Genomic DNA, 25,994 nt, shown 5'->3' with positions numbered 1-25,994 from the left:
AGTCGTCTCCGGTCAGTGGTCCTTGGCCGAGGTGACGAGCTCGGTCAGTACACCGTGGCAGTCCTTGGGGTGCAGGAAGGTGATCCGCGACCCCATGGAACCCATGCGCGGGCTGTCGTAGAGGACCCGCACGCCCTTCTCCCTGACGGCCGCGGCGTCGCCGTCCACGTCCTCGGTGCCGAAGGCGATGTGGTGCACCCCCTCGCCGTTCTTGGCCAGCCACTTCGCCACGGTGGAGTCCTCGCGGGTGGGCTCCAGCAGCTGGAGGTAGGAGGCCCCGCCGTCGGAGGTCTCGTTGATCTTGAGCATGGCCTCACGCACGCCCTGTTCCTCGTTGACCTCGGTGTGGAACACCTCGAAGCCGTACGTGGCACGGTAGAACTCGACGGTCTTGTCGAGGTCGAAGCAGGCGATGCCGATGTGGTCGATTCGCGTCAGCATGACTCCAGTGGACCGCCGGTCCGCGTGGTCACGCAACGTGCGCGCGATCACACCGTCTGCCCGGTGACCGCCGGCGCCACCCCTCAGTACATTGACAGCACCCTCGAAAAACCATCGTTAACCTACCCTCCGTGCAAAGGGGCCGCGTCATGACCAGCCAGGCACGAACGTCCGTGATCGTCGCGGGTGCGCGCACCCCCATGGGCCGGCTGCTCGGCTCGCTGCGCACCTTCTCCGGGGCCGAGCTCGGCGGCATCGCCATCAAGGCCGCCCTGGACCGGGCCGGCATCGGCGGCGACCAGGTGCAGTACGTGATCATGGGCCAGGTGCTCCAGGCGGGTGCCGGGCAGATCCCGGCCCGTCAGGCCGCGGTCAAGGGCGGCATCCCGATGAACGTCCCGGCACTGACGATCAACAAGGTCTGCCTGTCGGGTCTGGACGCCATCGCCCTCGCCGACCAGTTGATCCGCGCGGGTGAGTTCGACGTCGTCGTGGCCGGCGGCCAGGAGTCGATGACCAACGCGCCGCACCTGCTGCCGAAGTCCCGCGAGGGCTTCAAGTACGGCGCCATCCAGATGCTGGACGCCATGGCGTACGACGGTCTCACCGACGCCTTCGAGAACATCGCCATGGGCGAGTCCACCGAGAAGCACAACACGCGCCTCGGCATCGGCCGCGCCGAGCAGGACGAGATCGCCGCGCTGTCCCACCAGCGTGCCGCCGCCGCGCAGAAGAACGGCCTGTTCGAGGCCGAGATCACCCCGGTGGAGATCCCGCAGCGCAAGGGCGAGCCGGTGGTCTTCGCCAAGGACGAGGGCATCCGCGCCGAGACCACCGCCGAGTCGCTCGGCAAGCTGCGCCCCGCCTTCAGCAAGGAGGGCACGATCACGGCCGGCACCTCCTCGCAGATCTCCGACGGCGCCGCCGCGGTGGTCGTGATGAGCAAGGAGAAGGCCGAGGAGCTGGGCCTGGAGTGGATCGCCGAGATCGGCGCCCACGGCAACGTGGCCGGCCCGGACAACTCGCTGCAGTCGCAGCCGTCCAACGCCATCGCGCACGCCCTGAAGAAGGACGGCCTGTCGGTCGGCGACCTGGATCTCATCGAGATCAACGAGGCGTTCGCCGCGGTGTCCGTGCAGTCCATGAAGGACCTGGGCGTGACACCTGAAAAGGTGAACGTCAACGGCGGTGCCATCGCTCTCGGTCACCCGATCGGCATGTCCGGCGCCCGCATCGTCCTCCACCTGGCCCTGGAGCTCAAGCGCCGCGGCGGCGGTGTGGGCGCGGCGGCCCTCTGCGGTGGCGGCGGCCAGGGCGACGCCCTGATCATCCGCGTACCGGGCAAGTAGCAGCACGAACGGCGAGCGAGCCGAAGGTGAGCGGCCGCGGTCGAGAAGTCGGGGCACCTCCCAGCGGTGGCTGGGGGAGCGCGGAGCCTGCGAGGAACGAGCAGGCGAGCGCGGTCGACTGTCGACAACGGCTGAGCGAACCGGAGGTGAACCGAGCCCTGAAGACGAGGAGCGTAGCGATGGACGTCCCCACCCTGGTGGAGCAGGCGCGGCAGGGCCGCCCGCGGGCGGTCGCCCGGCTGATCTCACTGGTGGAGGGGGCGTCCCCGCAGCTGCGTGAGGTGATGGCCGCGCTCGCGCCGCTGACCGGCGGCGCGTACGTGGTCGGCCTGACGGGATCCCCGGGCGTCGGCAAGTCCACGTCGACGTCCGCGCTGGTCTCGGCGTACCGGCGGGCCGGGAAGCGGGTCGGGGTGCTGGCCGTCGACCCCTCCTCGCCGTTCAGCGGGGGCGCCCTGCTGGGCGACCGGGTCCGGATGAGCGACCACGCCTCCGACCCCGGTGTCTACATCCGCTCCATGGCCACCCGCGGTCATCTGGGCGGTCTCGCCTGGGCCGCGCCGCAGGCGATCCGCGTGCTCGACGCGGCCGGCTGCGAGGTGATCCTCGTGGAGACGGTCGGCGTCGGCCAGTCCGAGGTGGAGATCGCCGCCCAGGCCGACACCTGCGTGGTGCTGCTCGCCCCCGGCATGGGCGACGGCATCCAGGCGGCGAAGGCCGGCATCCTCGAGATCGGCGACGTGTACGTCGTCAACAAGGCCGACCGGGACGGTGCCGAGGCGACCGCCCGCGAACTCAACCACATGCTGGGCCTGGGCGAGGCCCGCGGACCGGGCGACTGGCGCCCCCCGATCGTCAAGACGGTGGCCGCCCGCGGCGAGGGCGTCGACGAGGTCGTCGAGGCCCTGGAGAAGCACCGTGCCTGGATGGAGGAGCACGGCGTGCTCGCCGAGCGCCGGCGGCGCCGCGCGGCCCTGGAGGTCGAGCACATCGCCGTCACCGCGCTGCGTGAGCGCATCGGCGACCTCCACGGCGACCGCCGCCTCGGCGCGCTGGCCGACCGCATCGTCGCGGGCGAGCTGGACCCGTACGCCGCCGCCGACGATCTGGTGGCGGGCCTAACGGAGCAGGGCTGAGACCACGGCCCCCGTTCCGGAGGGTATGCCTTGGGGCGGGCCCGGTGGGCCCGGGAACTGCTGACGGTCACGGAGACGGGCAGCGGACCGCGCCCGTGAGACCCGCGCCGCCGGGCGCGGGCCCACAGGCCGCGCGGGGTCCGGTCAGGCCTTGCCGCGCACCGCGCGCAGGTGATCCGCGACCGGGGTGAGGGCCTTGCGGAGAGCCGCGAGTTCCTCGGCGGGGAGCAGGTCGATGAAGTGCTCCCGGACGGCCGCGACGTGGTGCGGGGCGACCTTGCGCATGGTCTCCCAGCCCTCCTCGGTGAGGACGGCGTACAGCCCGCGCCGGTCGGACTCGCAGTTCTCGCGGCGGACCAGGCCCGCCGTCTCCATGCGGCTGATCTGGTGCGACAGCCGGCTCTTGGACTGCAGGGTGGCGCGGGCCAGGTCGCTCATCCGCATGCGGTGCTCGGGCGACTCCGAGAGATTGACCAGGATCTCGTAGTCGTTGTAGGTCAGACCGAACGGCTGCAGGTCCCGTTCGAGCTGGTGGGTCAGCAGTTTGCTGGCCTCCAGGTGGATGCGCCAGGTGCGCTGCTCGTCGGCGGTCAGCCAGATGGTGCCGGTCTCTGTCTCCATGCCGGGAATTATACCTAGAAAGTTGAAATCCGGATTAATTGGGGTCCCGGAACGTGTCCGTGACGTCACAGACCGAAGCGGCGCTGCAGATCCCCCAGCTGTCCGGGGAGCCGCGGCACGCCCTGCTGCATGCCGGGGGCGCCCGCCCCGCCGCCCGGCACGCCGGGCTCGTGCGGAACCGCTCCGGTGGCCTGCTCGGCCATGAGGAGCTCCGTGGACTGGAGCAGCACCTGCCCGGCGCCCACGAACTCGAACTGGTGCTCCTCGCCCGAGGTGCCGCCGATGCCGGTCAGCGCCCGCAGTCCGCCCAGCACGCCGCGCATGTACCCGTGGTCGTAGTGGTGGCAGGGGGACGGGCAGTCCGCCCAGCCCACCAGGGCCTGGGGGTCGACGCGGATCGGGGGCTCGACGAAGTGCACCGCGCCGTTGGAGGCGGCCACGAACTTGCCCGTCCCGATCAGGGTGAGGAAGCCCGGGATGATCGACTGCTTGAGCGACAGGCCCGGCTGGAAGGCCAGCAGATTGCCCGACCGGATGGTCAGGTTGCCGTCCTCCAGGTCGTAGGAGTTCACGTCGAAGGCCCGGTCGGCGAGGAGCATCTTGCCCTGGCCCTCGGCGACCACCCAGTCGGAGGCGTGCAGCGGGGAGTGGAAGTTGCTGCGGATCAGGCCGTCGAGGGCGCCGTGGCCGATGCCGTGGAAGTTGATCTGCCCGTAGTAGGCGATCATCTTCCCCTTCTGCAGGAACCACTGGCCCTTCAGGTCGACGCAGAAGGAGTACGGGTTGACGTTGTCGTCGACCGGCAGGGTGTACGGGTCGTGGACGACCGGTCCGGTGCTCACAGTTTCTCCTCGCTCGCCTGTACGTAGACCGTGCCATGACCCGACAGCTCCAGCTGGAACGCCTCGCCGGAGCCGCGGCCCACCATGTCGCGCCAGCCGAGCGCGGTGGACAGTTTGTTGCGCACGTCGCCGCGGTGCGCGACGTACGCCTGCGGATCGACGTGCACCGGGCGCTGCGGGGTGATCGGCAGCTCGATGACGCCGCCGTGCGCCATCACCGCGACCGCGCCGTGCCCCTGGAGGGTCGTGGTGAACAGCCCCTGGCCGGTCACCTGGCCGCGGATGACGCCCATGACGCCGCCCTGGGAACCCATGAACATCGTGCTCTGGCGCAGCGAGCCGTCGAAGGCGAGGAGCCGGTCCGCCTCCACGTACAGGGTGTCGCCGGTGAGGTCGATGCAGTGGACATGGTGGCCGCCGTGCCCGAACATGACCGAGCCGTGGCCCTCGACGGTCATCAGCGGGGTCGCCTCGTTCGCGATCCGGCGGCCGATCATCGAGCCGATGCCGCCCTGGCCGCCCTGCACGTTGGGGGTGAAGGTGACGTTCCCCCGGTAGGCGAGCATCGCGCCGCGCTGGCTGAACAGCCGCTGGCCGGGCAGCACCTGGGCCTCGACCATCTTCGAGTTGATGCGGGTGAACGGCATCAGACCTGCCCCCCGATGGTGTTGCGCTCGCTCGGCTGGACGTAGACCAGGCCGTCGCCCTCGAAGCGGATCTGGAAGGACTCGCCGCCCGACTCGCCGATCATCGTCCGCCAGCTGATGCCGGCCTGGAAGTGCTGCTGCAGGTTGCCGGTGTGCGCCACGTACGCCCCCGGGTCCACCTGCAGCGGCATACCGGGGGAGACCCGCAGTACGACCGCCGGGCCGTCGGAGGTGATCGCCGCCTGGCCGACGCCCTCCACCGTTGTGGTGAACAGGCCGTTGCCCTGCGAGGCGCCGCGCAGCCCGGTGAAGGTGGTGCCGGTGCGCAGCGCCGCCTCGGTGGCGAGCAGATTGCTGGCCTCGACGTACAGCTTCTCCCCGTTGAGGCGCACGAGGTTGATCTCGCTCGCACGGTCGGCGAAGTAGCAGGTGCCCTGCCCCCGCACCTCCATGACCTCCATGGACTCGCCGGTGAGCCGCCGGGTCACCATGCCGCGCAGGCCCTCGCCGCCCCCGGACATCTTCTTGAAGTTCATCTGGCCGTCGTACGCGACCATCGAACCGTTCTTCGCCTTGACGGCGTCGCCGGCCATGTCCACGGCGAGCACCTTGCTGCCCTGCAATCGAAACTGAGCCACGGGTCAGACCGTATCCGTCCGGGAGGAACCCGTCACCAGGGTCCTCGTCACATGGGGTTCGCCGGTTTCGTGCGGTGCGCCCGCCGCCTCCTCGACCTCCAGCAGCGAGGCGCCGCGGCGCTCGGCCTCGAAGGCCGCGTGGCCGCCGCGCAGCCCGAACAGCCGCTTGGATAGGAGGATGTACAGGACGGCGAGGATGTTGAGGACAAGCGTGCCGATCTTGAGGTAGCTCACCTTCTCGGTGAGCTCGTAGATCTCCAGCGGCAGGAAGGCGGCGGTCGCGACGACCGTCAGGTACTCCGCCCACCGCTTCGCGGCCCACAGGCCGACCGCCTCGACGATCTCGATGAGCGCGTACGCCAGCAGTGCGCCCGCCACGATCAGCAGTGTCGAGTGCTTGTACTCGAAGGTGCGGCGGATGGTGTCGACGACGGGGGAGTGGTCGAGGTCGTAGTGGAAGTGCTCGAAGACCGGCCGGAGGACGGTGAGGTTCTCCTCGAAGAACCGGCGCACCGAGTCCTGCGAGTTGCTGAACCGCCACACCGCCCAGGCCGCCAGCACGATGAACACCCCGCGCAGCAGCCGCTCCACCGCCAGGAAGCGCAGGATGAACAGATCGCGCAGCGCCCGGCCGCGCGGCACCTCGGGGGCCCGGTCGGCCGGCCCGGAGCCGTGCGGCTCGCCCAGGGCGAAGTCGCCGCAGCGCAGGCAGCGCCACACCTCGCCCAGCGCGGTGTCGGCGCGCAGCCGCTCCCGCAGATGCGCCTCGTCGGGCGCGTATGTGATGTGCCCGCGCCGGGCGCAGTGCCGGCGGTCCCAGTCGAACTTCATCCCGCTTCTTCCTCGAGGGGCCGGGTTGTCGCTTCTCCAGGAAGGGGACGCCGTCCGCGCGCCGATGGTTCACCTGTTTCCCCGGGGACCCCGGGGGCGGGGCGGCGGGAGGACCGGGTGATAATGGGTGGAGCATTTGTGATCGCATTCACAAACAACCTGATCATCGACGTCGACGCCCGCCGCAGTCCCTGTCCCGTTAGTGAGGTCCCGTGGACATCAAGACCGCCTCCGCCCTGAACCGGCTCCGCCTGGTCTCCGCCCCAGAGGCGGTGTCCTTCCTGCTCCTGCTGGTCTGCTCGGTGCTCAAGCGCACCACGGACTTCAACGCGGTCCCGGTCATGGGCACGATCCACGGCATCCTCTTCGTGCTCTACGTCCTGTTCTGGCTGGACGCCTGGAACCGCGCCAAGTGGCCGCTCGGCCGCGCCGCGCTCTACTTCGTGCTGTCCGTCCTGCCTTTCGGCGGATTCGTCGCCGAGCGCAGGCTGCGCCGCGAGGCCGAGGACAGCGTCATCGCGGCCCGCGCGCGCAAGGAGCTCAAGGACATCAAGGACCTCAAGGAAGGCACGGCCCAGGCGTGATCGTCGCCTTCTCCGTCACCCCGCTCGGCGTCGGCGAGGACGTCGGCGCGTACGTGGCCGACGCGGTGCGCGTGGTCCGCGAGTCCGGGCTGCCCAACCGCACCGACGCCATGTTCACCTCGATCGAGGGCGAGTGGGACCAGGTCATGGACGTCGTCAAGCGCGCCGTGGCCGCCGTCGAGGCTCGCGCGCCGCGCGTCTCGGTGGTCCTCAAGGCCGACATCCGGCCCGGCGTCACCGACGGGCTCACCTCCAAGGTCGAGACCGTCGAGCGGCACCTCGCGCGGTAGCGCCCCCGCCGGCGTGGGCGGCGTCAGCCGCCCGCCAGCGCGGTGCCGAGCGGGGTGCGTTCGTACAGCACCTGGTGGCCGTAGCGGCGTGAGGTGAGCAGGCCGGCCTCGCGCAGCACCGACAGGTGCGCCGACACCGACGACAGGGCGAGGCCGTGGCGGTGGGCGAGCGCGGTCGTGGTGGCCGGCTCGCCCAGGCCGCCGAGGATCGCCGCGCGGTTCGCGCCGAGCAGCCGGACCAGGGCGTCGGAGGCGGCCCGCGGGCTCTGCCACAGGCCGCCGATGCCGCGCGCCGGGTAGACGACGGTGCCCTGCCAGGGCGGGTCGAAGCCCGCCGCGATGTCCGGCCAGACGAAGACGCTGGGGGCCAGGACCAGGCCGTCGCCGCCGAGGTCGCGGTCGTGCTCCGTCGGCTTGTGCAGCGTCAGCGTGCCGTCCGCCCAGCTCAACGACGGGTGGAGATCGGCGAACAGGCCGGTCAGCCCGCCGTCCGCGAGCCGGCGCGCGCGGAAGGCGATGTCGGCCTCCAGCACGGCGCGCAGCCGGGGCCAGTAGGGCGCGACCAGCGCCTCCCAGGCCCGCTCGTACAGGTCCGCCAGTTCCCGCACCGCGCGTGCCGGATCGGCCAGCATCGCCCGGCCCTGCGGGGTGTCCGCCGCGCCCGGGGTGTCCGCCAGGGAACGGGCCAGGTCCTGCCGCGCGACCTCGGGGTCGGTGGCCCGCACCCGGGCCAGCTCGTCCTCGATGGCCGCGAGCGGACCCTCCGGCGGCGGGCACAGGAAGTCGGGACTGTGGCCGGGGCGCGGCATCAGCAGCCACAGCGGGGTGAGGTCGAGACCCCCGGCCGCCTCACGGGTCTGCCGCAGCCACGGCACGTGATACGCCTGCAGCCGGGCCTCCTTCAGGGTGCGGACGGCCCCCTCGGTCTCCCACAGCGGCGAGATCGCGAACCGGCAGCGCAGCAGGTCGTCCGGTCCGAAGCGCATGTGGAACGGCATCGGCGCGCCCCCCGCTCCGCTCGGCTTTCGGCTGGAGCCGAAACACTACGCCCCGGCGGGCCCGGGCGACGAGGCTGCGCCCATGACGCTGAACACCAGCACCCCCGCGGCCGCCCCGCCCGCCGGGCGCGGCTACCGCGCGGTCTTCGCCGTACGGGAGTTCCGGGCCGTCTTCGCGGCGCACGTGCTGTCGCTGCAGGGCACCGTGGTCGCCGAGATCGCGCTGTCGGTACTGGTGTTCCGGCTCACCGGTTCCCCGCTGCTGACCGCGCTCACCTTCGCCGTGGGCTTCGTGCCGTACGCGGTGAGCGGCACGCTGCTGGCCGGTGTCGCCGACCGCTTCCCGCCGCGCCGGGTCCTGGTCGTGTGCGACCTGCTGTGCGCGGTGTGCGCGGCCGGGATGGTGCTGCCCGGAACACCGATCGCCGTCCTGCTGGGCCTGCGGTGCGTGATGGCGATGATCGCCCCGGTGTTCACCGGCACCCGGGCGGCGAGCCTGGCCGACATCCTGCCCGGCGACACCTTTGTGCTGGGCCGGTCCCTGATCCGCATGGTCGCGCAGGGCGCGCAGATCGTCGGCTTCGGCGTCGGCGGTTTCCTGCTGGTGCTCGTCTCGCCCCGTGCCGCGCTGACGATCACCATGGCGGCCTTCCTGGGCTCGGCCCTGCTGCTGCGCCTCGGCACCCGGCGGCGCCCCGCGCGCGGCGGGGGCGGCAAGCGGACCGAGGGCGGCAGCGGACGCCTGCTGCGGGACCGCCGGGTGCGCTCGCTGCTGCTGCTCGGCTGGATCCAGCCGCTGTTCGTGGTGGTCCCGGAGGCGCTCGCGGCCCCGTACACCGACTCCATCGGCGCGGGCACCCCCGGACTCGGGTTCTTCATGGCCGCCATGCCCGTCGGCACCGTGCTGGGCGAGTTCCTCGCGGGCGCATTCCTCGGCCCCGCCGCCCGCGCCCGTATCACCGTCCCCCTTGCCGCCTGTTCCCTGCTCCCGTACGCCCTCTTCGCCCTTCGCCCCTCGCTCCCCCTGGGCGTCGCGGCGATGTTCACCACGGGCCTGACGGCCGCCTACACCCTCGGGCTCGACCAGTGGTTCGTGGCGGCGGTGCCGGAGGGGTCGCGGGGGCGGGCGATGACGCTGCAGTCGGCGGGGCTGATGACGATCCAGGGGCTGGGGATGGCCGCGGCGGGTGCGGCGGCGGAGTTCGCGGCGCCGCATGTGGTGTCGGCGGTGGCGGGCGCGGTGGGGACGGTGTGCGTGTGCGTGGTGCTGGCGCGGGTGCGCGGGGCCGGTGCCGGCCGCGTGTGACGCCGGTGGACGGAGCCCGTACGTGCTCGTGGTGCTGCGGACCGTATGGGGCGGTCCGCAGCACCACGAGTGATCGGGGCGCCGGTCGGGTCGACCGGGCCTGGGTCAGCTGACGTTGACCCCGGTCCAGGCGGCGGCGACCGCGTTGTACTCGGCGGAGCCGCTGCCGTACAGGTCCTTGGCCGCGTTCAGGGTCGCGGTGCGGGCCTTGGAGTAGTTGGTGGACGAGGTGAAGTACACCGTCAGCGCGCGGTACCAGATGGCGGCGGCCTTGGCGCGGCCGATGCCGGTGACGGTGGAGCCGTTCTTCGTCGGGCTGTTGTAGCTGACGCCGTTGATGGTCCTGGCGCCGCTGCCCTCGGAGAGCAGGTAGAAGAAGTGGTTGGCCACACCCGAGGAGTAGTGGACGTCGAGGTTCTTCACCGAGGACGACCAGTAGTCGGCGGAGGCGCCGTCCTTGGACGGCTTGTCCATGTACCGCAGCGGGCTGCCGTCGCCGTTGATGTCGATCTTCTCGCCGATGAGGTAGTCGGGGGTGTCGGAGGCGAGGTTGGCGTAGAACTCGACCATGGTGCCGAAGATGTCTGAGGTGGCCTCGTTGAGGCCGCCGGACTCGCCGGAGTAGGTCAGGCCCGCCGTGGCGCTGGTGACGCCGTGGGATATCTCGTGGCCCGCGACGTCGAGCGCGGTCAGCGGGTGGGTGTTGCCCGAGCCGTCGCCGTAGGTCATGCAGAAGCAGCCGTCGTCCCAGAAGGCGTTGACGTAGTTGCTGCCGTAGTGGGCGCGCGACAGGGAGCCCTTGCCGTCGTTGCGGATGCCGGAGCGGCCGAAGGTGTTCTTGTAGTAGTCCCAGGTCGCCGCCGAGCCGAACTGGGCGTCCACGGCCGCCGACTGGCGGTTGGACGGGGAGCCGTTGCCCCAGACGTCGTCGCTGTCGGAGAAGGTGGTCCCGGTGCCGCTGGTCCGGTTGTTGAGGTCCGTGGTGTAGATGCCGCCGCGGCTCGCGTCCTTGAGCGTGTACGTGCTGCCGGAGTTGGTGGTGGTCAGCGGGACCGAGCCCACGTGGACGCCGGTGCCGCTGCCGGTTTGGACGCCCTCGTAGCGCTGGATCACGGCGCCGGTGGCGGCGTCGGTGATGACGTTCAGCTCGCTCGGGGTGCCGTCGGCCTGGGTGCCGTGGACCACGGTGCGGTAGGCCAGGCGCGGCGTGCCGCTGACGGCCCAGACGACCTTCTCGGGCGCCGCGGCCTTGCCGACCGCCTTCAGCGGCTCCTCGCCCTTGACGAGCGGCGTCTTCAGCAGGCCCTTGACGGTCGCGGCGGCCTTCTCCCGGGCCGCGGCGGCCGAGACGGCGGGCGTGAGGGTGGCGGGCGCGATGCTCGCGGTGACCGCGCGCGAGACGGACCTGGTGGCGCCGCCCTTGCTCTGGTGCACCACCAGGTCGCCGCCGAGCACCTCGAGGCCCGCGTAGGTGCGGTCGTAGCGCAGGTGGCGGGTTCCGTCCGGGTCGACGACGACGTCCTTGACCGTCAGCTGCTCCCGGTCGCCGAGGCCGAGGCTCCCGGCCAGTCCGGCGGCCTGGCCGCGGGCGTCGGAGAGGGCCTTCGCGTGGGAGGCGGCGAGGGCCGGGGCGGTGGGGGCGCTCTGGGCGGTCGCGGCGAAGGACTGGAGACCGCCGGCGAGGAGCGCCGAGGCGGCGGCGAGACTGCCGAATGCCAGCTTCTTGCGCAAAGTGACTCCTTGGGTCCCGTCGCGTGGGGGCGGCGGGCGAGGACTCCGGGCAGGTGGGTGCCCGGAGCGGTGTGGGGGACGCGGTGTTCCGCGCGGCAAGGAGCCTCGCACCGAACGGCGGGTTAATGACAGGTGCATTTCATCGTTTGGCCGGTTCGCGCGACGGCGGGCCGGACCCATGCGGCCATGTCCCGGCCCAAAGGGTGACAATCCCGCCGCACGAGTAGGGGAAACCCTCCCCGGGAAGGGCGGGTTTCCGGTCGCGATCCCGGGCCGGAGTGGCTGAAACACTGCGGTAATACGTGTGACGGAGACCGGTCGTATGATCACCGGCACCGCGGTCCCGGTGAGCTGCGGTGTCCCGCCCCGCGAGACGCGGCTGCCCACCATGTGACCGACGGGTAGGCTCGGGCCTGTGCCGAAGCCGCTGAGCCTGCCCTTCGACCCCATCGCCCGCGCCGACGAGATCTGGACGCGGCGCTGGGGCCGCGTGCCGTCGATGGTCGCGATCACGTCGATCATGCGCGCACAGCAGATCCTGCTGTCCCAGGTCGACTCCGTCGTCAAGCCCTACGGGCTGACCTTCGCCCGCTACGAGGCCCTGGTGCTGCTCGCCTTCAGCAAGGAGGGCGAGCTGCCGATGTCCAAGATCGGCGAACGTCTCATGGTGCACCCCACCTCGGTCACCAACACCGTCGACCGGCTGGTCGCGGCCGGCTTCGTCGCCAAGCGGCCCAACCCCAACGACGGGCGCGGCACGCTCGCCTCCATCACCGCCAAGGGCCGTGAGGTGTGCGAGGCGGCCACCGACGACCTCATGGGGATGAAATTCGGGCTCGGCGCGTACGACGACGAGGAGTGCGCGGAGATCTTCGCCCTCCTGCGGCCCCTGCGCATAGCCGCCGGGGACTTCGAGGAGTAGCCGGCGTCACGGGCGGGCCGGGGGGAAGTGCCGGAATGGCACCGGTTACGCTCGTCCGCATGAAGCAGAGTGTTCTGACCCGGTACCGCGCGCTCGCCTACGTGACGGGTGTGCTGCTGGTGCTGCTGACCATCGGCGTGGTCGCCAAGTACGTGCTGGACGTCGACGGCGCCGCGGGCTTCACCCGGGTCGTCGCCATCGCCCACGGCTGGCTGTACGTCCTCTATCTGGTCTTCGCCTTCGACCTGGGCTCCAAGGCGAAGTGGCCGCTCGGCAAGCTGGCGTGGGTGCTGCTGGCCGGGACCATCCCCACCGCCGCGTTCTTCGTCGAGCGCAAGGTGAGCCGCGAGGTCGCCCCGCTGGTGGCCCCCGCGGGTGAACCCGTCAAGGTCTGAGGCCTGCCTGACCTGCGACTTCCTCCCCTCCCTCGGTGGACGGGAGGACTCGCCGTCGACAAATACTAGGACGTCCTAGTATTTTCGCCTTGTAGGGGCCATCCTCGTGGTACGGGGACGTGCCCGGTAGGCGAGAGAGGCGGAGACACGGCATGGACGCTGCAGCCATCGAGGAGGGGCGCAGCCGCTGGCAGGCGCGCTACGACGCCGCGCGCAAGCGCGAGGCCGACTTCAGCACGCTCTCCGGCGACCCGGTCGAGCCGGTGTACGGCCCGCCGGCCGGTGCCGACGTGCCGGGCTTCGAGCGGATCGGCTGGCCCGGCGAGTACCCCTTCACGCGAGGTCTGCACCCGACCGGCTACCGGGGCCGCACATGGACGATCCGCCAGTTCGCGGGCTTCGGCAACGCCGAGCAGACCAACGAGCGCTACAAGATGATCCTGGAGGCGGGCGGCGGCGGCCTGTCCGTCGCCTTCGACATGCCCACCCTCATGGGCCGCGACTCCGACGACCCGCGCTCGCTGGGTGAGGTCGGCCACTGCGGCGTCGCCATCGACTCCGCCGCCGACATGGAGGTCCTCTTCAAGGACATCCCGCTCGGCGACGTCACCACCTCGATGACGATCTCCGGCCCCGCGGTCCCGGTCTTCTGCATGTACCTGGTGGCCGCCGAGCGCCAGGGCGTCGACCCCGGTGTGCTCAACGGCACACTGCAGACCGACATCTTCAAGGAGTACATCGCGCAGAAGGAGTGGCTCTTCGCCCCCGAGCCGCACCTGCGCCTGATCGGCGACCTGATGGAGCACTGCGCGGTCCGCATCCCCGCGTACAAGCCGCTGTCGGTCTCCGGCTACCACATCCGCGAGGCCGGCTCCACGGCCGCGCAGGAGCTCGCGTACACCCTCGCCGACGGCTTCGGCTACGTGGAGCTGGGTCTGTCGCGCGGGCTGGACGTCGACACCTTCGCGCCGGGCCTGTCCTTCTTCTTCGACGCGCACCTGGACTTCTTCGAGGAGATCGCCAAGTTCCGCGCCGCGCGCCGGATCTGGGCCCGCTGGATGCGCGATGTGTACGGGGCGAAGACCGACAAGGCGCAGTGGCTGCGCTTCCACACCCAGACGGCGGGCGTCTCGCTGACCGCGCAGCAGCCGTACAACAACGTCGTCCGCACGGCCGTGGAGGCCCTCGCCGCGGTCCTGGGCGGCACCAACTCGCTGCACACCAACGCCCTGGACGAGACGCTGGCGCTGCCCAGCGCCCAGGCTGCGGAGATCGCGCTGCGCACGCAGCAGGTGCTGATGGAGGAGACCGGCGTCGCCAACGTCGCCGACCCGCTGGGCGGCTCCTGGTACGTCGAGGCGCTGACCGACCGCATCGAGGCCGACGCGGAGAAGATCTTCGACAAGATCAAGGAGCTGGGCGCCCGCGCCGTGCCGGACGGCCGGCACGCGGTCGGCCCGATCACCTCCGGCATCCTGCGCGGCATCGAGGACGGCTACTTCACCGGCCGGATCGCCGAGGCCGCCTTCGAGTACCAGCGCGCCCTGGAGAAGGGCGACAAGAAGGTCGTCGGCGTCAACTGCCACACCGGCTCCGTCACGGGCGACCTGGAGATCCTGCGGGTCAGCCACGAGGTGGAGCGCGAGCAGGTCCGCGTGCTCGCCGGCCGCAAGGAGGGGCGCGACGACGCGGCCGTCCGCAAGGCGCTGGACGCGATGCTGACCGCCGCCCGCGAGGGCACCAACATGATCGAGCCGATGCTCGACGCGGTGCGCGCCGAGGCCACGCTCGGCGAGATCTGCGGGGCCCTGCGCGACGAGTGGGGGAGCTACACGGAGCCCGCGCGCTTCTGACGACGGGACGGGGCCCGGCGGGAACGGATCACGTTCCCGCCGGGCCCCGCCGTCTCACGCGAGGGAGCGGGATCCGGTCAGAACTGCTGCACGAAGTACGGCTGCACGGTCATCCAGCCGTTGCCGCGCGCGCCGTAGCGGGTGCCGTTGTCGCTCTGCGCCAGCGTGTACCAGGAGTCGACGTAGTCGGGGTCGTCGGTCCACCAGTCGTCCGGGATGGCGTCCAGGACGGCGTTCACGAGCGGGATGTAGGTGCCCTGGTCGGCGATGGTCAGCAGGACGGTCGCGATGGCCTTGGCCAGGTCGCGGTAGTTCGTGCTGCCGTCGTCCTCCATCATCACGGCGTCGGCGAGGTTGTACTTGTACAGCGACCAGTTGACCAGGATCTGGTTCGGGTAGTACGTCGTCCCGTCGTTGTCCAGGTACGGCATGTCGACGGGGTCGACGCGCACGGTGCCGTCCTGGCCGAAGCCCGTGACGAGGGTGTAGATCTCGGCGTCGCCCTTGATCCAGGGCTCCTCGTCGTCCGAGAGCCGGACCTGGGTGATGCGCGTGGTCCAGAAGCCCGCGTCGGCCGCGGCGGCGGCCTTGGAGGGCGCCATGGAGCGCGTCGCGGGCGGGTTGAGGCCCTGCCGGCCCAGTTCGCCCTGGAGGACGTCGAGACCGGCGGCCAGGGCCTTGGAGCCGTCGATGTCGACGACGTACACCGGGTGCGACGGCGCCTTGCGGGCGTCGAGGCGGTGGGCCCGGCCCCGGTTGTCGTAGGCCGTGACGGTGCGGACGTCCTCGTCGGAGCTGGCCGCGGCCACCCACGGGGTGACGCCGGAGGCCAGTGCCCCGCGCATCGAGTCGTCCCCGAGGCGCAGCCGCAGCAGGGAACCGACACCCGGGCCGAGGCCCTTGGCGGCGGCTATCCGCCGGTCGGCGTCGGCGAGCGCGGGGCGCAGCCCCGGCCCGGCGAGTTCGGTCACGGCCACCTCGTCCGAGGCCAGTGCCGCGTGGCGGACGCGGGCGCGCCACGTGGTGTCGGAGAGGGAGCCGGCGATGGCGCGTGCGGCCTGGTCCTCCGCCACCGTGACGGCGGACGACGGGGCGTGGGCGCGCGGGGCGGCGGTCGCGGGGAGCGCGGTGGCGCTCTGGGCGGCCGTCAGGGCGATCAGCGAGGCGGCGATGGTGGCGATGGCGCCGCGCCGACCGGTGTGAGGGTGTCTCACGTGGATCGATCCTCCTGGGGGCGAGCGATCAATGGACGCGCTGACATGGTGGAACCGGGGAACGCCGAACAACGGCCAATGCCGGCCGCCGGGTTATCTATGCGAGTAGATGAACCCGCCGGTAAGCATGACGATGACATGCCATGCAGGCAAGGGGTGTTGAGGCCTCGGCAAGAAAAGAGAAGCCGAACTCCGGGTTACGGATGGGTCGTTGGCGTTGGCGTTGGCGTCGCCGTCACCGTCGCCGTCGCGGCCGCCGTGAGGCCGCCGAGCAGCACGGCGGTGAAGCGGGCCGCCCAGTCCGCGTCCACCGGCTCGCAGCTGACCAGGGCGCGGTGCACGACGGCGCCCGCGATGACGTCGAAGATCAGGTCGACCTGGGACGCGGGGTCGCCGTCGTCCGGCGGGATCTCGCCGCGTTCCTGGGCCCGCCTGCGGCCCTCGATGACCAGGCGCTTCTGCCGGTCGACGATCGCCTCGCGGATCCGCTGCCGCAGCGCCTCGTCGTGGGTGGCCTCGGCGACCACCGCCATGAGCGCGGTCTTGGTGGCGGGTTGCTCCAGCAGGGCCGCGAACTGCAGGACCACGCCCTCCACGTCCGCCTGGAGGCTGCCGCGGTCGGGCAGCTCCAGTTCGTCGAAGAGCGCCGCGACCGCGTCCACGACGAGCTCGTTCTTGTTCGCCCAGCGCCGGTAGAGGGTGGTCTTGGCGACCTTCGCGCGGGCGGCGACGTCGCCCATGGTGAGTTTGCCCCAGCCCTGCTCGACCAGGGCCTGCCGTGCGGCGTCCAGGATGGCCCGGTCGGCCTCCGCACTGCGGGGGCGTCCGGTCCGCTTGCCTGTTTCGCGCGCGCACATGGCTGGGAACCCTATCCCCGTTGCGTCCGACGCGACCATACAGTTACGCTACGAGTCGTATCGAAAGAGTGGCAGCCACCGGGCGCGAGTGGGGACTCGCGCCGAGCTTTTGCGTCATCGTTTCGCGCCATTGCGGCGCTTTAGGGGGGCGATTCCCCGGGAACCGCGACGAGGGGGGAGGATTGGTCTCATGCAGCCACGGAACATGTCCATGAGCGGCGTGGTCGACCTCGCCGCGGTGAAGGCGGCCGGAGAGGCCAAGGCGAAGGCCGAGCAGGCCCGCGCGGAAGCCGCCCGCCAAGGGGGAGTACCCGCCCCCGCCCTGGTGACCGAGGTCACCGAGGCCACCTTCGAAAGTGATGTCCTGCAGCGTTCCACCGAGGTCCCGGTCGTTGTCCACTTCTGGACCGACCGCGCGGACGCCAGCGTGCAGCTGCAGGAGACGCTGGAGCGGCTCGCCGCCTCGTACGCGGGCCGGATCGTCGTCGCGAAGATCGACGTGTACGCGAACCAGTTGCTGGTGCAGCAGTTCGGCGTGCAGGGCATCCCCGCGGTGTTCGCGGTGCTGGCCGGCCAGGCCATGCCGCTCTTCCAGGGCGCCGCGCCCGAGGACCAGATCCGTGAGGTGCTGGACCAGCTGGTCGCCGTCGCCGAGCAGCGCTTCGGCATCATGGGCGTCCCGGCCGAGGACGGCGCCGAGGTGCCGGAGGCCGAGGAGCGGCCGCCCTCCCCGCAGGAGCTCGCCCTGTCGGCCGCGCACGACGCGCTGGACCAGGGGGACCTGGGTGGCGCGATCCAGGCGTACCGGAACGTGCTGTCGGACGACCCTGGCAACATCGAGGCGAAGCTGGGCCTGGCCCAGGCCGAGTTGCTGGAGCGGGTGCAGGGCGCCGACCCGCAGGCCCTCCGCAAGGCCGCGGCGGACGATCCGTCGGACGTGGCGGCGCAGATCGCGGTGGCCGACCTGGACCTGGTCGGCGGCCATGTCGAGGACGCCTTCGGCCGGCTGGTGGACGCCGTGCGGCGCACCGCGGGCGAGGACCGCGACACCGCGCGGCTGCGGCTGCTGGAGCTGTTCGAGGTGATCGGGCCCGACGACCCCCGGGTGACGGCCGCCCGTGCGGCGCTGGCGCGGGTGCTGTTCTGACCTGATCACGTAAAGTGGCCACGCCTCGAAAGCCATTTCGAGCCTGAAGCAGGACCGGCCGCGCTTTACCAAATCTTGATGAAGCGCGGCCGCTGTTACTTCCGGTAAGAGAGTGACGAGGCTCTGTCCGGATCTATCACCCGATGAGTGAATTTCACACCCTCATCGTGACTACGCTCCGTAGCGATTATGGTCCAGACCATACCTCCTGGGTTATCGCACCGTTACCCGCTAGTAACGACGCCCCTTGTGCAGCGGCGCCGAATGGACCACGATCGGCCAAGCTCGGTCCGTTGCCGAGGAGCCGGCATCCAGCCGGCCGATCGTCGAAACGGGTCCCCACCGGGCCGGGGCGCCGAAACTGTGCCAGCAGTGAACGCGGCCCGAGGACAGGGGGGTCTCTGCCATCCGGCGGGGCCTGTCCAGCAGGTTGCGCGAGAGCGTGGCCATGTGGTTGTCGCTCGGGGGTGATCGCCGATATCTCGGACAGCGCCGTCCGCTCTTACCCGCGTGACGGCCGTCGATACGGCGCTCTCCTTCCCGAGGACGTAGCACTTCTCCCATCCCGCCGCAATCCCCACGATTCCGGCCGGAGATGTACGTCCGAGAAGGAGGAAAGTCATGGAGTCGCTCATCCGCGGCGGTACCAGATGGAAGCGGTTCGCCGTTGTCATGGTGCCCAGCGTCGCGGCCACCGCGGCGATAGGCGTGGCCCTGGGTCAGGGCGCGCTCGCCGCTTCGTTCAGCGTTTCGGGCCAGCAGTTCAAGGTCCAGGCCCAGGACCTGCAGGGTGACGGCTTCGTCCAGTACGGAGCCATCGACGTCCAGCACGGCGGCAAGCCGATCCCGGTCGCGGTCTCCGCGTTCGACTCGGCCACGATCACCGGTCTGTGCCAGTCCGTGGTCGTGCCGACGCCGATCGGCGACGTCACGCTGAAGCTGGGTGCCGGCAACGACGGCAAGAAGGTCGAGGCGAAGAACCTCTACATCGACCTCGACCAGCTCGACGCCGATGCGGAGTTCACCGACATCAACATCGGTGTCGCCGCCGGTGACACCCAGCAGGGCCCCGGCATCAAGGCCGGCGACAAGGCCGACCCCGGTTCCTTCGCGCAGGAGGCCCGGAAGGCTCACCTCACCGGTGTGCAGCAGACCGCGTGGGCGACCAGCGCGGGCACCTTCAAGCTCAGCGGGCTGAGCATGTCGGTGAAGATGGGCTCCGGCCAGAAGTACGAGTGCTTCTAGCCTGACCAGAGGGGGTGGGGGGCACGGGATGCCCCTCACCTTCCTCACCCCCGACTCTTTCTAGAAACGCCAGTCCCAGGGAGCTGTTTTCCATGAGCGCCGAGACACACGGACTGAGGGGCCGGTTCGGCTATTGGCGGTTCCGCTTCCGCGTATGGCGCGGGCAGCGGCCGTTCTGGGCGGGCCTGCTGACCCTGCTGGCCGGACTGCCCATCGCGTACTTCCCGTACGCCCATCTCTCGCTCGGCGCGCTGAGCCTGACCATGGCCACCACGGCCGGGTCCGGTTCGCTGATCATCGGCGTGCTGCTGGTCGTACTCGGCCTGACCATGTGGTTCCAGTCGGCGGTGCGCGTCTTCTCGGGCGTCGCGTCGATCCTGCTGGCCCTGGTGTCGCTGGTGGTCTCCAACTTCGGCGGCTTCCTGATGGGCTTCCTGCTGGGCCTCATCGGCGGCGCCCTCGCCGTCTCCTGGGCCCCGGGCGCACCGCCCGCCGAGGGCGGGGCGGACCCGGCGGAGCTGCCCGACAGCGGCAAGGGCGACGACGGCGACGCCGTTTACGTGCCGCCGCCCGGTTCCCCGTACGCGGCTGCCTACGGCGAGCACCCGGCCGAGCCGCACACGGTCCAGGGCGAGACCGCCCCGCAGTACCCGGTGGACAGCGCCGAGCAGACCGTAGACGCGAACGGGAGGCACAGTGCGGGGTGATGAGGTTCAGCCCGCTTCCACCGGGATCGCCGCCGGCAGCGGCACCCGTGAGAGAACGGGGCCGCGGCACGCGGCCCCGAGGAAGTCGCTGCTGACCAAGCTGCAGATGCCCGCGGGCAAGGCGATAGCCCTGGCCGCGATGCCGACGGCGGTCCTGATGGGCATGGGACTGACGCCGAGGCTGGCCTCTGCCGACGAACTGCCGAAGAACCCGTTCTCGGGTACGAAGTGCGTGGAGCAGCCCGACGAGCCGTCGGAGTCCGCGACGCCGAGCACCCCGTCGGGCGGCGGCACCAAGACCGCGACCCCGAGCCCGTCCGCGAGCTCCTCGTCGCACGACACCTCCTCGGGCTCCGGTTCCGGCGACCAGGGCGGCAACGGCGACGACACCGGCGGCGGTTCGTCCGGATCGACCTCCGGAGGCTCCGCGACGACGGCGCCCGCCCCATCGGCGTCCGCGACCAAGCAGACCAACCCGCTGGACCCGCTGGGCGTCGGCGACGCCCTGGGCGACCTGCTGGGCCTCAACAAGTCGAGCGAGCCGTCCGCCGCCGCGACCCCCTCGGCGAGCGCGACGCCCGCTCCGGGCGCCACTTCGGCGGCCCCGAAGCCGAGCGCCACCAAGGGCACCGTCGGGAAGACCGTCGAGGACACCACCGACACGGTGAAGAAGGCCGTCTCGGAGGCCACCAAGGCGGCCTCGGAGACCACCGCGAAGGCAACGGAGTCCCCGGCCGTGTCGGCGGACGGCAAGACCCCGTTCCCGTGCCCGACCCACGACGCCCAGGCCCTGGCGGACGCCGCCTACCAGGAGACGCAGTCGCTGCTGCCGGACGACCCGTGGGTCCTGCACAGCAGCCTGCTGACCCTGACCGGGCTCGACTACAAGGGCATCGTCGAGGTCAAGACCTGGAGCGGCAAGGTCAAGAAGGTGCTGAAGTTCACCGCCTCCGGCGTGGACATCAAGGACCTGCAGCAGGAGGTCGTGGGGCCGAACGGCACCGTCGGCCACGTGGACGCCCGCAAGGGCAGCACCTCCACGATCCGCAACGGCACGGTGACGATGTACACCGAGTCGCTGAAGGGCAACCTCTTCGGGCTCATCCCGATCGAGTTCACACCCGACACCCCGCCGCCGCTCAACGTGCCGGCCGCCTTCTTCACCAACGTCACGGTCAAGCAGGCGGCCCAGTTCGGCGGCACGCTGAAGGTCCCCGGCATGCACGTGTACAACACCGCGGACTGAGCAGGACCCCGCAGGACCTCTCCGGGAGCCGCATCAAGCGGCGGAGGGCGCCGTCCCCGCAAGGGGGAGGCGCCCTCCGCCGCTTTCCGCGTCACCGGGCGGACCCGGTGACGCGGTGGGGCCGGTGGCCCCGGTGGTCCGTCAGACGGCCCGGTGACCCAGGTGGTGGACCCGCACCAGGTTGGTGGTGCCGGGGACACCGGGAGGAGAGCCGGCCGTGATGATCACGGTGTCGCCCTCGGTGTAGTCGCTGAGCTTCAGCATCTCCCGGTTGACGATCTCCACCATCTCGTCGGTGGTGTTCACGTGCGGCACGATGGTGGTCTGCACACCCCAGGTGAGCGCCAGCATGTTGCGGGTCGACTCGTCGGTCGTGTACGCCACGACCGTCTGCGGCACGCGGTAGCGGGCAAGCCGGCGGGCGGTGTCGCCGGACTTGGTGAAGGCGACCAGGGTCTTGGCGTCCAGGTAGTCCGCGAGCTCGGCGGCGGCGCGGGCGACGGCGCCGCCCTGGGTGCGCGGCTTGCGGCCGTTGAGCGGCCACAGCCCCTGCTTGAGCAGCTCGACCTCGGCCGCCTCGATGATCCGCGACATGGTCTTCACGGTCTCGACGGGGTACTTGCCGACGCTGGACTCCGCGGACAGCATGACCGCGTCCGTGCCGTCCAGGATCGCGTTGGCGACGTCGGAGGCCTCGGCGCGGGTCGGACGGGAGTTGGTGATCATCGACTCCATCATCTGGGTCGCGACGATCACCGGCTTGGCGTTGCGGCGGCACAGCTCGATCAGCCGTTTCTGCACCATGGGGACCTTCTCCAGCGGGTACTCCACCGCCAGGTCGCCACGGGCCACCATGACGCCGTCGAAGGCCGCGACGACGTCCTCCATGTTGTCCACCGCCTGAGGCTTCTCGACCTTGGCGATGACCGGCACGCGGCGGCCGACCTCGTCCATGACGCGGTGGACGTCGCGGACGTCCTTGGCGTCGCGGACGAAGGAGAGCGCCACCATGTCGACGCCCATGCGCAGTGCGAAGCGCAGGTCCTCGACGTCCTTCTCGGACAGGGCGGGGACGTTCACCGCGGCGCCGGGCAGGTTGATGCCCTTGTGGTCGGAGATGACACCGCCCTCGACGACCAGGCAGCGGACCCGCGGGCCCTCGACCTCGATCACACGCAGCGCGACGTTGCCGTCGTTGATCAGGACGGGGTCGCCGGCGCGGACGTCGGCGGGCAGGCCCTTGTAGGTGGTGCCGCAGATGGTCTTGTCGCCGGGCACGTCCTCGGTGGTGATGACGAACTCGTCACCGGCGACCAGTTCCACGGGACCGTCCGTGAAGGTCTCCAGGCGGATCTTGGGCCCCTGGAGGTCGGCCAGCGTGCCGATGGCACGTCCGGTCTCCTCGGCGACCTTGCGCACCCGCTGGTAGCGCTCCTCGTGGTCGGCGTGGGAGCCGTGGCTGAAGTTGAAGCGGGCCACGTTCATTCCGGCCTCGGCCAGCGTCTTCAGCTGGTCGTAGGAGTCGACGGCGGGACCCAGGGTGCAGACGATTTTCGCTCGGCGCATGAGGACGATCCTATCGGGTTTGTTCCGCTCCGGAATTATCCCGTGCGGGGGAGGCATGGACGGTGCGGACGGCGGCCATAGATTAGAGCCTGCGGGTGGCCGCGACGAGTCACCGGCCGGTCACCAGCGAGTACGTCTGTTGTGCGATCTCCAGTTCTTCGTCAGTGGGGACGACCGCCACCGCCACCCGGCTGCCCTCGGCCGACACCACGCGCGCCGCGCTGCCGCGCACCGCGTTGCGCACCGCGTCCAGCTCGATGCCGAGGCCCTCCAGGCCGCGCATCGCGGCCGCGCGGACCGCCGCCGAGTTCTCGCCGACGCCCGCCGTGAAGGCGATCGCGTCGACCCGCCCCAGCACGGCGGTGTAGGCGCCCACGTACTTGCGCAGCCGGTGGACGTAGATGTCGAAGGCGAGCTGGGCCGCCGCGTCGCCCTCGGCCATCCGGCGGGCGATCTCCCGCATGTCGTTGTCGCCGCACAGGCCCAGCAGGCCCGAGCCCTTGTTGAGCAGGGTGTCGATCTCCGCCACCGACATCCCGCCGACGCGGGCGAGGTGGAAGACGACGGCCGGGTCCAGGTCGCCCGAGCGGGTCCCCATCACCAGGCCCTCCAGCGGGGTGAGGCCCATCGAGGTCTCCACGCACTCCCCGCAGCGCACGGCGGAGGCGGAGGCGCCGTTGCCCAGGTGCAGGACGATGACGTTGACCTCGGCCGGGTCCTTGTCGAGCAGCCGCGCGGCCGCCCGGGAGACGTACGCGTGCGAGGTGCCGTGGAAGCCGTAGCGGCGTACCTGGTGGGCGTCGGCGATCCCCCGGTCGATCGCGTAGCGGTGGGCGTACTCGGGGACGGTGGCGTGGAAGGCGGTGTCGAAGACCGCGACCTGCGGCAGGTCCGGGCGCAGTTCACGGGCGACCCGGATGCCCGTGACGTTCGCCGGGTTGTGGAGCGGGGCCAGCGGCACCAGCTCCTCGACGGCGGCCAGCACTTCGTCGTCGATCAGTGTCGGCTCGGTGAAACGCGTGCCGCCGTGGACGACGCGGTGCCCGACCGCGGCCAGCTCGGGGGAGTCCAGGCCGAGGCCGCGGCCGGCCAGCTCCTCCGCGATGGTCTTCAGCGCCTCGGCGTGGTCCGTGACCCCGCCCGGCTCGCCGATCCGCTCGACTATCCCGGCGGCCGGCCGGCTGCCGTCGGCCATGTCGAGCAGCTGGTACTTCACCGACGAGGAGCCGGAGTTGAGGACGAGTACGCGGGTTGCGGTCACTGTGCCTTCCCTGTTGTGGCCGGTCACCGGTCGCCCTGGGCCTGGATGGCCGTGATGGCGACGGTGTTGACGATGTCCTGGACCAGCGCGCCGCGCGACAGGTCGTTCACGGGCTTGCGCAGGCCCTGGAGCACCGGGCCGACGGCCACCGCGCCCGCCGAACGCTGCACCGCCTTGTAGGTGTTGTTGCCGGTGTTGAGGTCCGGGAAGATCAGCACGGTGGCGTTCCCCGCGACCTTCGAGTCCGGCAGCTTGGTGGCCGCGACCTTCGCGTCCACCGCCGCGTCGTACTGGATCGGGCCCTCGACCATCAGCTCCGGACGCCGCTGCCGGACCAGTTCGGTGGCCCGCCGCACCTTGTCGACGTCGGCGCCCGAGCCGGAGGTGCCGGTCGAGTACGACAGCATCGCGACCCGCGGCTCGACCCCGAACTGGGCGGCGGTCTCGGCGGACTGGATCGCGATGTCGGCCAGCTGCTCGGCGTCCGGGTCCGGGTTGACGGCGCAGTCGCCGTACACCAGCACCCGGTCGGCCAGGCACATGAAGAAGACGGAGCTGACGATCGCCGCGCCCGGCGCGGTCTTGATGACCTCGAAGGCGGGGCGGATCGTCGCCGCCGTGGAGTGGACGGCGCCGGAGACCATGCCGTCGGCGAACCCCTGCTGCACCATCAGCGTCCCGAAGTAGGAGACGTCGGCCACGATGTCGTACGCCAGCTCGTAACTGACGCCCTTGTGGGCGCGGAGCCCGGCGTAGAGCTCGGCGAAGTTCTCGCGCAGCGGCGAGGTCTGCGGGTCGGTCAGGGTGCAGCCCGGCACGTCCAGGTCGATGCCGAGCTCGCCGGCCCGCTTGCGGATCGCGTCCTCGTCGCCGAGCAGGACGATGTCGCAGACGTCCCGGCGCAGCAGGACCTCGGCCGCGTGCAGGATGCGCTCCTCCGTCCCCTCGGGGAGGACCACCCGGCGGCGGCCCGCGCGGGCCCGCTCGATCAGCTCGTGCTCGAACATCATCGGGGTGACCCGCTCGCCGCGGACCACCGACAGCCGGTCGCTCAGCTCGGCACGGTCCACGTGCTTCTCGAAGAGCCCGAGCGCGATCTCCGCCTTGCGCGGGGTGGCCGCGCCCATCCGGGCCTCCAGGGCGAACAGCTCGGCGGCGGTCGGGAAGCTGCCGGTCGGCACCGACATGACCGGGGTGCCGGGGGCCAGCCGGGCCGCCAGCGCCATGATCTCGGGGCCGGGCACCTCGTCCAGGGTGAGCAGGATGCCGGCGATGGGCGGGGAGCCGGCGGAGTGCGCCGCCAGCGAGCCGATGATCAGGTCCGCCCGGTCGCCGGGGGTGATCACCATGCAGCCGGGGGTCAGCGCGCGGATGAAGGTCGGCAGCATCGCACCGCCGAAGACGAAGTTCATCACGTCCCGGGACATGCCGCTGTGGTCGCCGAGCAGCACCTCCGCGTGGAGCGCCTCGACGACCTGGGCGACCGTGGGGGCCGACAGCGCGGGCTCGTCGGGCAGCACGTACGCGGGGACCGGCAGCCGGCGGCGCAGCCGCGTCGCGGCCTCCTCCAGCGCCTCGCGCGGCACCCGGTTGGCGATCATGGCGACGATGTCGCAGCCCAGCCCGGTGTACGCCTGATGCGCGTTGCGGACCTCGTCGACGACGGAGTCGGCGGTCTGGTCACGGCCGCCGACCACGGGGATCACGGAGGCGCCGAACTCGTTCGCCAGCCGCGCGTTGACGCCCAGCTCGCCGGGGATGTTGGTCTCGTGGAAGTCCGAGCCCAGGACGAGCACGGTGGGGAAGTCCCGGGCCACCAGGTGGTAGCGGTCGACCAGGTGGGCGATCAGCGCGTCCCGGCCCTGCTCGGCCTGGAGGGCGGCCGCCTTCTCGTAGCTCAGGCCGTGGGCGGTCGCCGGGTCCTGGGTCAGCCGGTAGCGGCTGCGCAGCAGGTCGAACATCCGGTCGGGCGTGTCGTGGACGAGCGGCCGGAAGACCCCGACGCGGTCCACCTGCCGGGTCAGCAGCTCCATCACGCCCAGCTCGACGACCTGCCGGCCGTCCCCCCTGCCGATCCCGGTTACGTACACGCTGCGCGTCACGCGCTCTCTCCGTTCCTGCCCGGCGGGATCCACCCAGACGGGTGGTGGATACCTCTTGACATTAC

25 protein-coding genes are annotated in these 25,994 nt (G+C 71.2%); 12 read left to right on the top strand and 13 right to left on the bottom strand.

What is annotated here, in order from left to right:
* Positions 1–12: 12 nt before the first annotated feature.
* Positions 13–441, bottom strand: a complete 429-nt coding sequence (gene mce, locus ACWDAS_RS06625) for a methylmalonyl-CoA epimerase (protein WP_450387734.1) — start codon at positions 439–441, stop codon at positions 13–15.
* 173 nt (positions 442–614) lie between these two features.
* Between mce and ACWDAS_RS06620 the strand changes: the two genes are divergently transcribed.
* Both ACWDAS_RS06620 and meaB read left to right on the top strand, forming a co-directional pair.
* Positions 615–1,790 carry an acetyl-CoA C-acetyltransferase gene (locus ACWDAS_RS06620; protein WP_450387923.1) on the top strand — a complete coding sequence of 392 codons (1,176 nt, stop codon included), beginning with the start codon at positions 615–617 and terminating at the stop codon, positions 1,788–1,790.
* Between the two features lie 179 nt (positions 1,791–1,969).
* Positions 1,970–2,926 carry a methylmalonyl Co-A mutase-associated GTPase MeaB gene (gene meaB / locus ACWDAS_RS06615; RefSeq protein WP_450387733.1) on the top strand — a complete coding sequence of 319 codons (957 nt, stop codon included), beginning with the start codon at positions 1,970–1,972 and terminating at the stop codon, positions 2,924–2,926.
* A 144-nt stretch (positions 2,927–3,070) separates the two neighbouring features.
* Here meaB and ACWDAS_RS06610 read toward each other — a convergent pair whose 3' ends face one another.
* The 5 genes from ACWDAS_RS06610 to ACWDAS_RS06590 all read right to left on the bottom strand — a co-directional run bounded on the left by ACWDAS_RS06610 (position 3,071) and on the right by ACWDAS_RS06590 (position 6,505).
* Positions 3,071–3,547, bottom strand: coding sequence for a MarR family winged helix-turn-helix transcriptional regulator (locus ACWDAS_RS06610; protein ID WP_450387732.1), 477 nt, complete (start codon positions 3,545–3,547; stop codon positions 3,071–3,073).
* A gap of 65 nt (positions 3,548–3,612) precedes the next feature.
* Entirely contained in the window at positions 3,613–4,389 is a 777-nt protein-coding gene (locus ACWDAS_RS06605) for an AIM24 family protein (RefSeq protein WP_450387731.1), read from the bottom strand.
* A complete protein-coding gene (locus ACWDAS_RS06600) occupies positions 4,386–5,036 on the bottom strand; it encodes an AIM24 family protein (RefSeq protein ID WP_450387730.1) in 651 nt (216 codons plus the stop codon). The genes ACWDAS_RS06605 and ACWDAS_RS06600 overlap by 4 nt, the downstream gene beginning before the upstream one ends.
* Positions 5,036–5,674 (bottom strand): AIM24 family protein, encoded by a 639-nt coding sequence (locus ACWDAS_RS06595; RefSeq protein WP_450387729.1) that lies wholly within the window; start codon positions 5,672–5,674, stop codon positions 5,036–5,038. Before ACWDAS_RS06595 ends, ACWDAS_RS06600 begins: the two co-directional genes overlap by 1 nt.
* 3 nt (positions 5,675–5,677) lie before the next feature.
* Positions 5,678–6,505 carry a DUF2127 domain-containing protein gene (locus tag ACWDAS_RS06590; protein ID WP_450387728.1) on the bottom strand — a complete coding sequence of 276 codons (828 nt, stop codon included), beginning with the start codon at positions 6,503–6,505 and terminating at the stop codon, positions 5,678–5,680.
* 212 nt (positions 6,506–6,717) lie between these two features.
* On the opposite strand from ACWDAS_RS06590, the gene ACWDAS_RS06585 reads away from it, so the two are divergent.
* Together ACWDAS_RS06585 and ACWDAS_RS06580 are read left to right on the top strand one after the other, a co-directional pair.
* On the top strand, positions 6,718–7,089 hold the full coding sequence (locus ACWDAS_RS06585; RefSeq protein WP_450387727.1) for a DUF3817 domain-containing protein: 372 nt from the start codon (positions 6,718–6,720) through the stop codon (positions 7,087–7,089).
* Positions 7,086–7,379: an MTH1187 family thiamine-binding protein gene (locus ACWDAS_RS06580; RefSeq protein WP_450387726.1), complete on the top strand. Its 294-nt coding sequence runs from the start codon at positions 7,086–7,088 to the stop codon at positions 7,377–7,379. The genes ACWDAS_RS06585 and ACWDAS_RS06580 overlap by 4 nt, the downstream gene beginning before the upstream one ends.
* A 23-nt stretch (positions 7,380–7,402) precedes the next feature.
* Here the strand turns inward: ACWDAS_RS06580 and ACWDAS_RS06575 are convergent, their stop codons facing one another.
* Positions 7,403–8,377 (bottom strand): DUF5937 family protein, encoded by a 975-nt coding sequence (locus ACWDAS_RS06575; RefSeq protein WP_450387725.1) that lies wholly within the window; start codon positions 8,375–8,377, stop codon positions 7,403–7,405.
* A gap of 82 nt (positions 8,378–8,459) precedes the next feature.
* Here ACWDAS_RS06575 and ACWDAS_RS06570 point away from each other — a divergent pair, with 82 nt between their 5' ends.
* Positions 8,460–9,683, top strand: a complete 1,224-nt coding sequence (locus tag ACWDAS_RS06570; RefSeq protein ID WP_450387724.1) for an MFS transporter — start codon at positions 8,460–8,462, stop codon at positions 9,681–9,683.
* A gap of 105 nt (positions 9,684–9,788) precedes the next feature.
* Here ACWDAS_RS06570 and ACWDAS_RS06565 read toward each other — a convergent pair whose 3' ends face one another.
* Positions 9,789–11,414 (bottom strand): M4 family metallopeptidase, encoded by a 1,626-nt coding sequence (locus tag ACWDAS_RS06565; RefSeq protein WP_450387723.1) that lies wholly within the window; start codon positions 11,412–11,414, stop codon positions 9,789–9,791.
* A 415-nt stretch (positions 11,415–11,829) separates the two neighbouring features.
* On the opposite strand from ACWDAS_RS06565, the gene ACWDAS_RS06560 reads away from it, so the two are divergent.
* The 3 genes from ACWDAS_RS06560 (at position 11,830) to ACWDAS_RS06550 (ending at position 14,584) form a co-directional block, all read left to right on the top strand.
* Positions 11,830–12,336 carry a MarR family winged helix-turn-helix transcriptional regulator gene (locus tag ACWDAS_RS06560; RefSeq protein WP_450387722.1) on the top strand — a complete coding sequence of 169 codons (507 nt, stop codon included), beginning with the start codon at positions 11,830–11,832 and terminating at the stop codon, positions 12,334–12,336.
* A 59-nt stretch (positions 12,337–12,395) separates the two neighbouring features.
* Entirely contained in the window at positions 12,396–12,731 is a 336-nt protein-coding gene (locus ACWDAS_RS06555; RefSeq protein ID WP_450387721.1) for a DUF3817 domain-containing protein, read from the top strand.
* A gap of 152 nt (positions 12,732–12,883) precedes the next feature.
* Entirely contained in the window at positions 12,884–14,584 is a 1,701-nt protein-coding gene (locus tag ACWDAS_RS06550; RefSeq protein WP_450387720.1) for an acyl-CoA mutase large subunit family protein, read from the top strand.
* Between the two features lie 77 nt (positions 14,585–14,661).
* Here the strand turns inward: ACWDAS_RS06550 and ACWDAS_RS06545 are convergent, their stop codons facing one another.
* A complete protein-coding gene (locus tag ACWDAS_RS06545) occupies positions 14,662–15,798 on the bottom strand; it encodes a DUF3103 family protein (protein ID WP_450387719.1) in 1,137 nt (378 codons plus the stop codon).
* 197 nt (positions 15,799–15,995) lie between these two features.
* Entirely contained in the window at positions 15,996–16,655 is a 660-nt protein-coding gene (locus ACWDAS_RS06540) for a TetR/AcrR family transcriptional regulator (RefSeq protein ID WP_450387718.1), read from the bottom strand.
* 190 nt (positions 16,656–16,845) lie between these two features.
* On the opposite strand from ACWDAS_RS06540, the gene ACWDAS_RS06535 reads away from it, so the two are divergent.
* The 4 genes from ACWDAS_RS06535 (at position 16,846) to ACWDAS_RS06520 (ending at position 21,000) form a co-directional block, all read left to right on the top strand.
* On the top strand, positions 16,846–17,802 hold the full coding sequence (locus ACWDAS_RS06535) for a tetratricopeptide repeat protein (RefSeq protein ID WP_450387717.1): 957 nt from the start codon (positions 16,846–16,848) through the stop codon (positions 17,800–17,802).
* A gap of 621 nt (positions 17,803–18,423) precedes the next feature.
* Complete coding sequence (locus tag ACWDAS_RS06530) at positions 18,424–19,047, top strand: DUF6230 family protein (RefSeq protein ID WP_450387716.1); 624 nt, start codon at positions 18,424–18,426, stop codon at positions 19,045–19,047.
* A gap of 92 nt (positions 19,048–19,139) precedes the next feature.
* Positions 19,140–19,754: a DUF6114 domain-containing protein gene (locus ACWDAS_RS06525; RefSeq protein ID WP_450387715.1), complete on the top strand. Its 615-nt coding sequence runs from the start codon at positions 19,140–19,142 to the stop codon at positions 19,752–19,754.
* Positions 19,744–21,000 (top strand): hydrogenase expression protein HypF, encoded by a 1,257-nt coding sequence (locus ACWDAS_RS06520; RefSeq protein ID WP_450387714.1) that lies wholly within the window; start codon positions 19,744–19,746, stop codon positions 20,998–21,000. Before ACWDAS_RS06525 ends, ACWDAS_RS06520 begins: the two co-directional genes overlap by 11 nt.
* Positions 21,001–21,141: 141 nt before the next feature.
* Here ACWDAS_RS06520 and pyk read toward each other — a convergent pair whose 3' ends face one another.
* The 3 genes from pyk to pta form a co-directional block, all read right to left on the bottom strand.
* Positions 21,142–22,566: a pyruvate kinase gene (gene pyk, locus ACWDAS_RS06515; RefSeq protein WP_450387713.1), complete on the bottom strand. Its 1,425-nt coding sequence runs from the start codon at positions 22,564–22,566 to the stop codon at positions 21,142–21,144.
* A gap of 109 nt (positions 22,567–22,675) precedes the next feature.
* Positions 22,676–23,827, bottom strand: a complete 1,152-nt coding sequence (locus ACWDAS_RS06510; protein WP_450387712.1) for an acetate kinase — start codon at positions 23,825–23,827, stop codon at positions 22,676–22,678.
* A gap of 23 nt (positions 23,828–23,850) precedes the next feature.
* The gene (pta, locus tag ACWDAS_RS06505) at positions 23,851–25,929 is read right to left on the bottom strand and encodes a phosphate acetyltransferase (RefSeq protein ID WP_450387711.1); all 2,079 of its coding nucleotides are present in this window, start codon (positions 25,927–25,929) and stop codon (positions 23,851–23,853) included.
* Positions 25,930–25,994: the final 65 nt, after the last annotated feature.

The organism is Streptomyces sp. NPDC001070 (assembly GCF_053598835.1).
This window is presented reverse-complemented; position numbering and strand designations above follow the sequence as displayed.

Bases quoted from the DNA above. Each gene is read 5' to 3' on its own strand.
- ACWDAS_RS06570 (WP_450387724.1), top strand. From the start codon at position 8,460: ATGACGCTGAACACCAGCACCCCCGCGGCCGCCCCGCCCGCCGGGCGC.
- mce (WP_450387734.1), bottom strand. From the start codon at position 441: ATGCTGACGCGAATCGACCACATCGGCATCGCCTGCTTCGACCTCGAC.
- meaB (WP_450387733.1), top strand. From the start codon at position 1,970: ATGGACGTCCCCACCCTGGTGGAGCAGGCGCGGCAGGGCCGCCCGCGG.
- ACWDAS_RS06610 (WP_450387732.1), bottom strand. From the start codon at position 3,547: ATGGAGACAGAGACCGGCACCATCTGGCTGACCGCCGACGAGCAGCGC.
- ACWDAS_RS06555 (WP_450387721.1), top strand. From the start codon at position 12,396: ATGAAGCAGAGTGTTCTGACCCGGTACCGCGCGCTCGCCTACGTGACG.
- ACWDAS_RS06530 (WP_450387716.1), top strand. From the start codon at position 18,424: ATGGAGTCGCTCATCCGCGGCGGTACCAGATGGAAGCGGTTCGCCGTT.
- ACWDAS_RS06600 (WP_450387730.1), bottom strand. From the start codon at position 5,036: ATGCCGTTCACCCGCATCAACTCGAAGATGGTCGAGGCCCAGGTGCTG.
- ACWDAS_RS06525 (WP_450387715.1), top strand. From the start codon at position 19,140: ATGAGCGCCGAGACACACGGACTGAGGGGCCGGTTCGGCTATTGGCGG.
- ACWDAS_RS06550 (WP_450387720.1), top strand. From the start codon at position 12,884: ATGGACGCTGCAGCCATCGAGGAGGGGCGCAGCCGCTGGCAGGCGCGC.
- ACWDAS_RS06540 (WP_450387718.1), bottom strand. From the start codon at position 16,655: ATGTGCGCGCGCGAAACAGGCAAGCGGACCGGACGCCCCCGCAGTGCG.
- pyk (WP_450387713.1), bottom strand. From the start codon at position 22,566: ATGCGCCGAGCGAAAATCGTCTGCACCCTGGGTCCCGCCGTCGACTCC.
- ACWDAS_RS06590 (WP_450387728.1), bottom strand. From the start codon at position 6,505: ATGAAGTTCGACTGGGACCGCCGGCACTGCGCCCGGCGCGGGCACATC.
- ACWDAS_RS06535 (WP_450387717.1), top strand. From the start codon at position 16,846: ATGCAGCCACGGAACATGTCCATGAGCGGCGTGGTCGACCTCGCCGCG.
- ACWDAS_RS06575 (WP_450387725.1), bottom strand. From the start codon at position 8,377: ATGCCGTTCCACATGCGCTTCGGACCGGACGACCTGCTGCGCTGCCGG.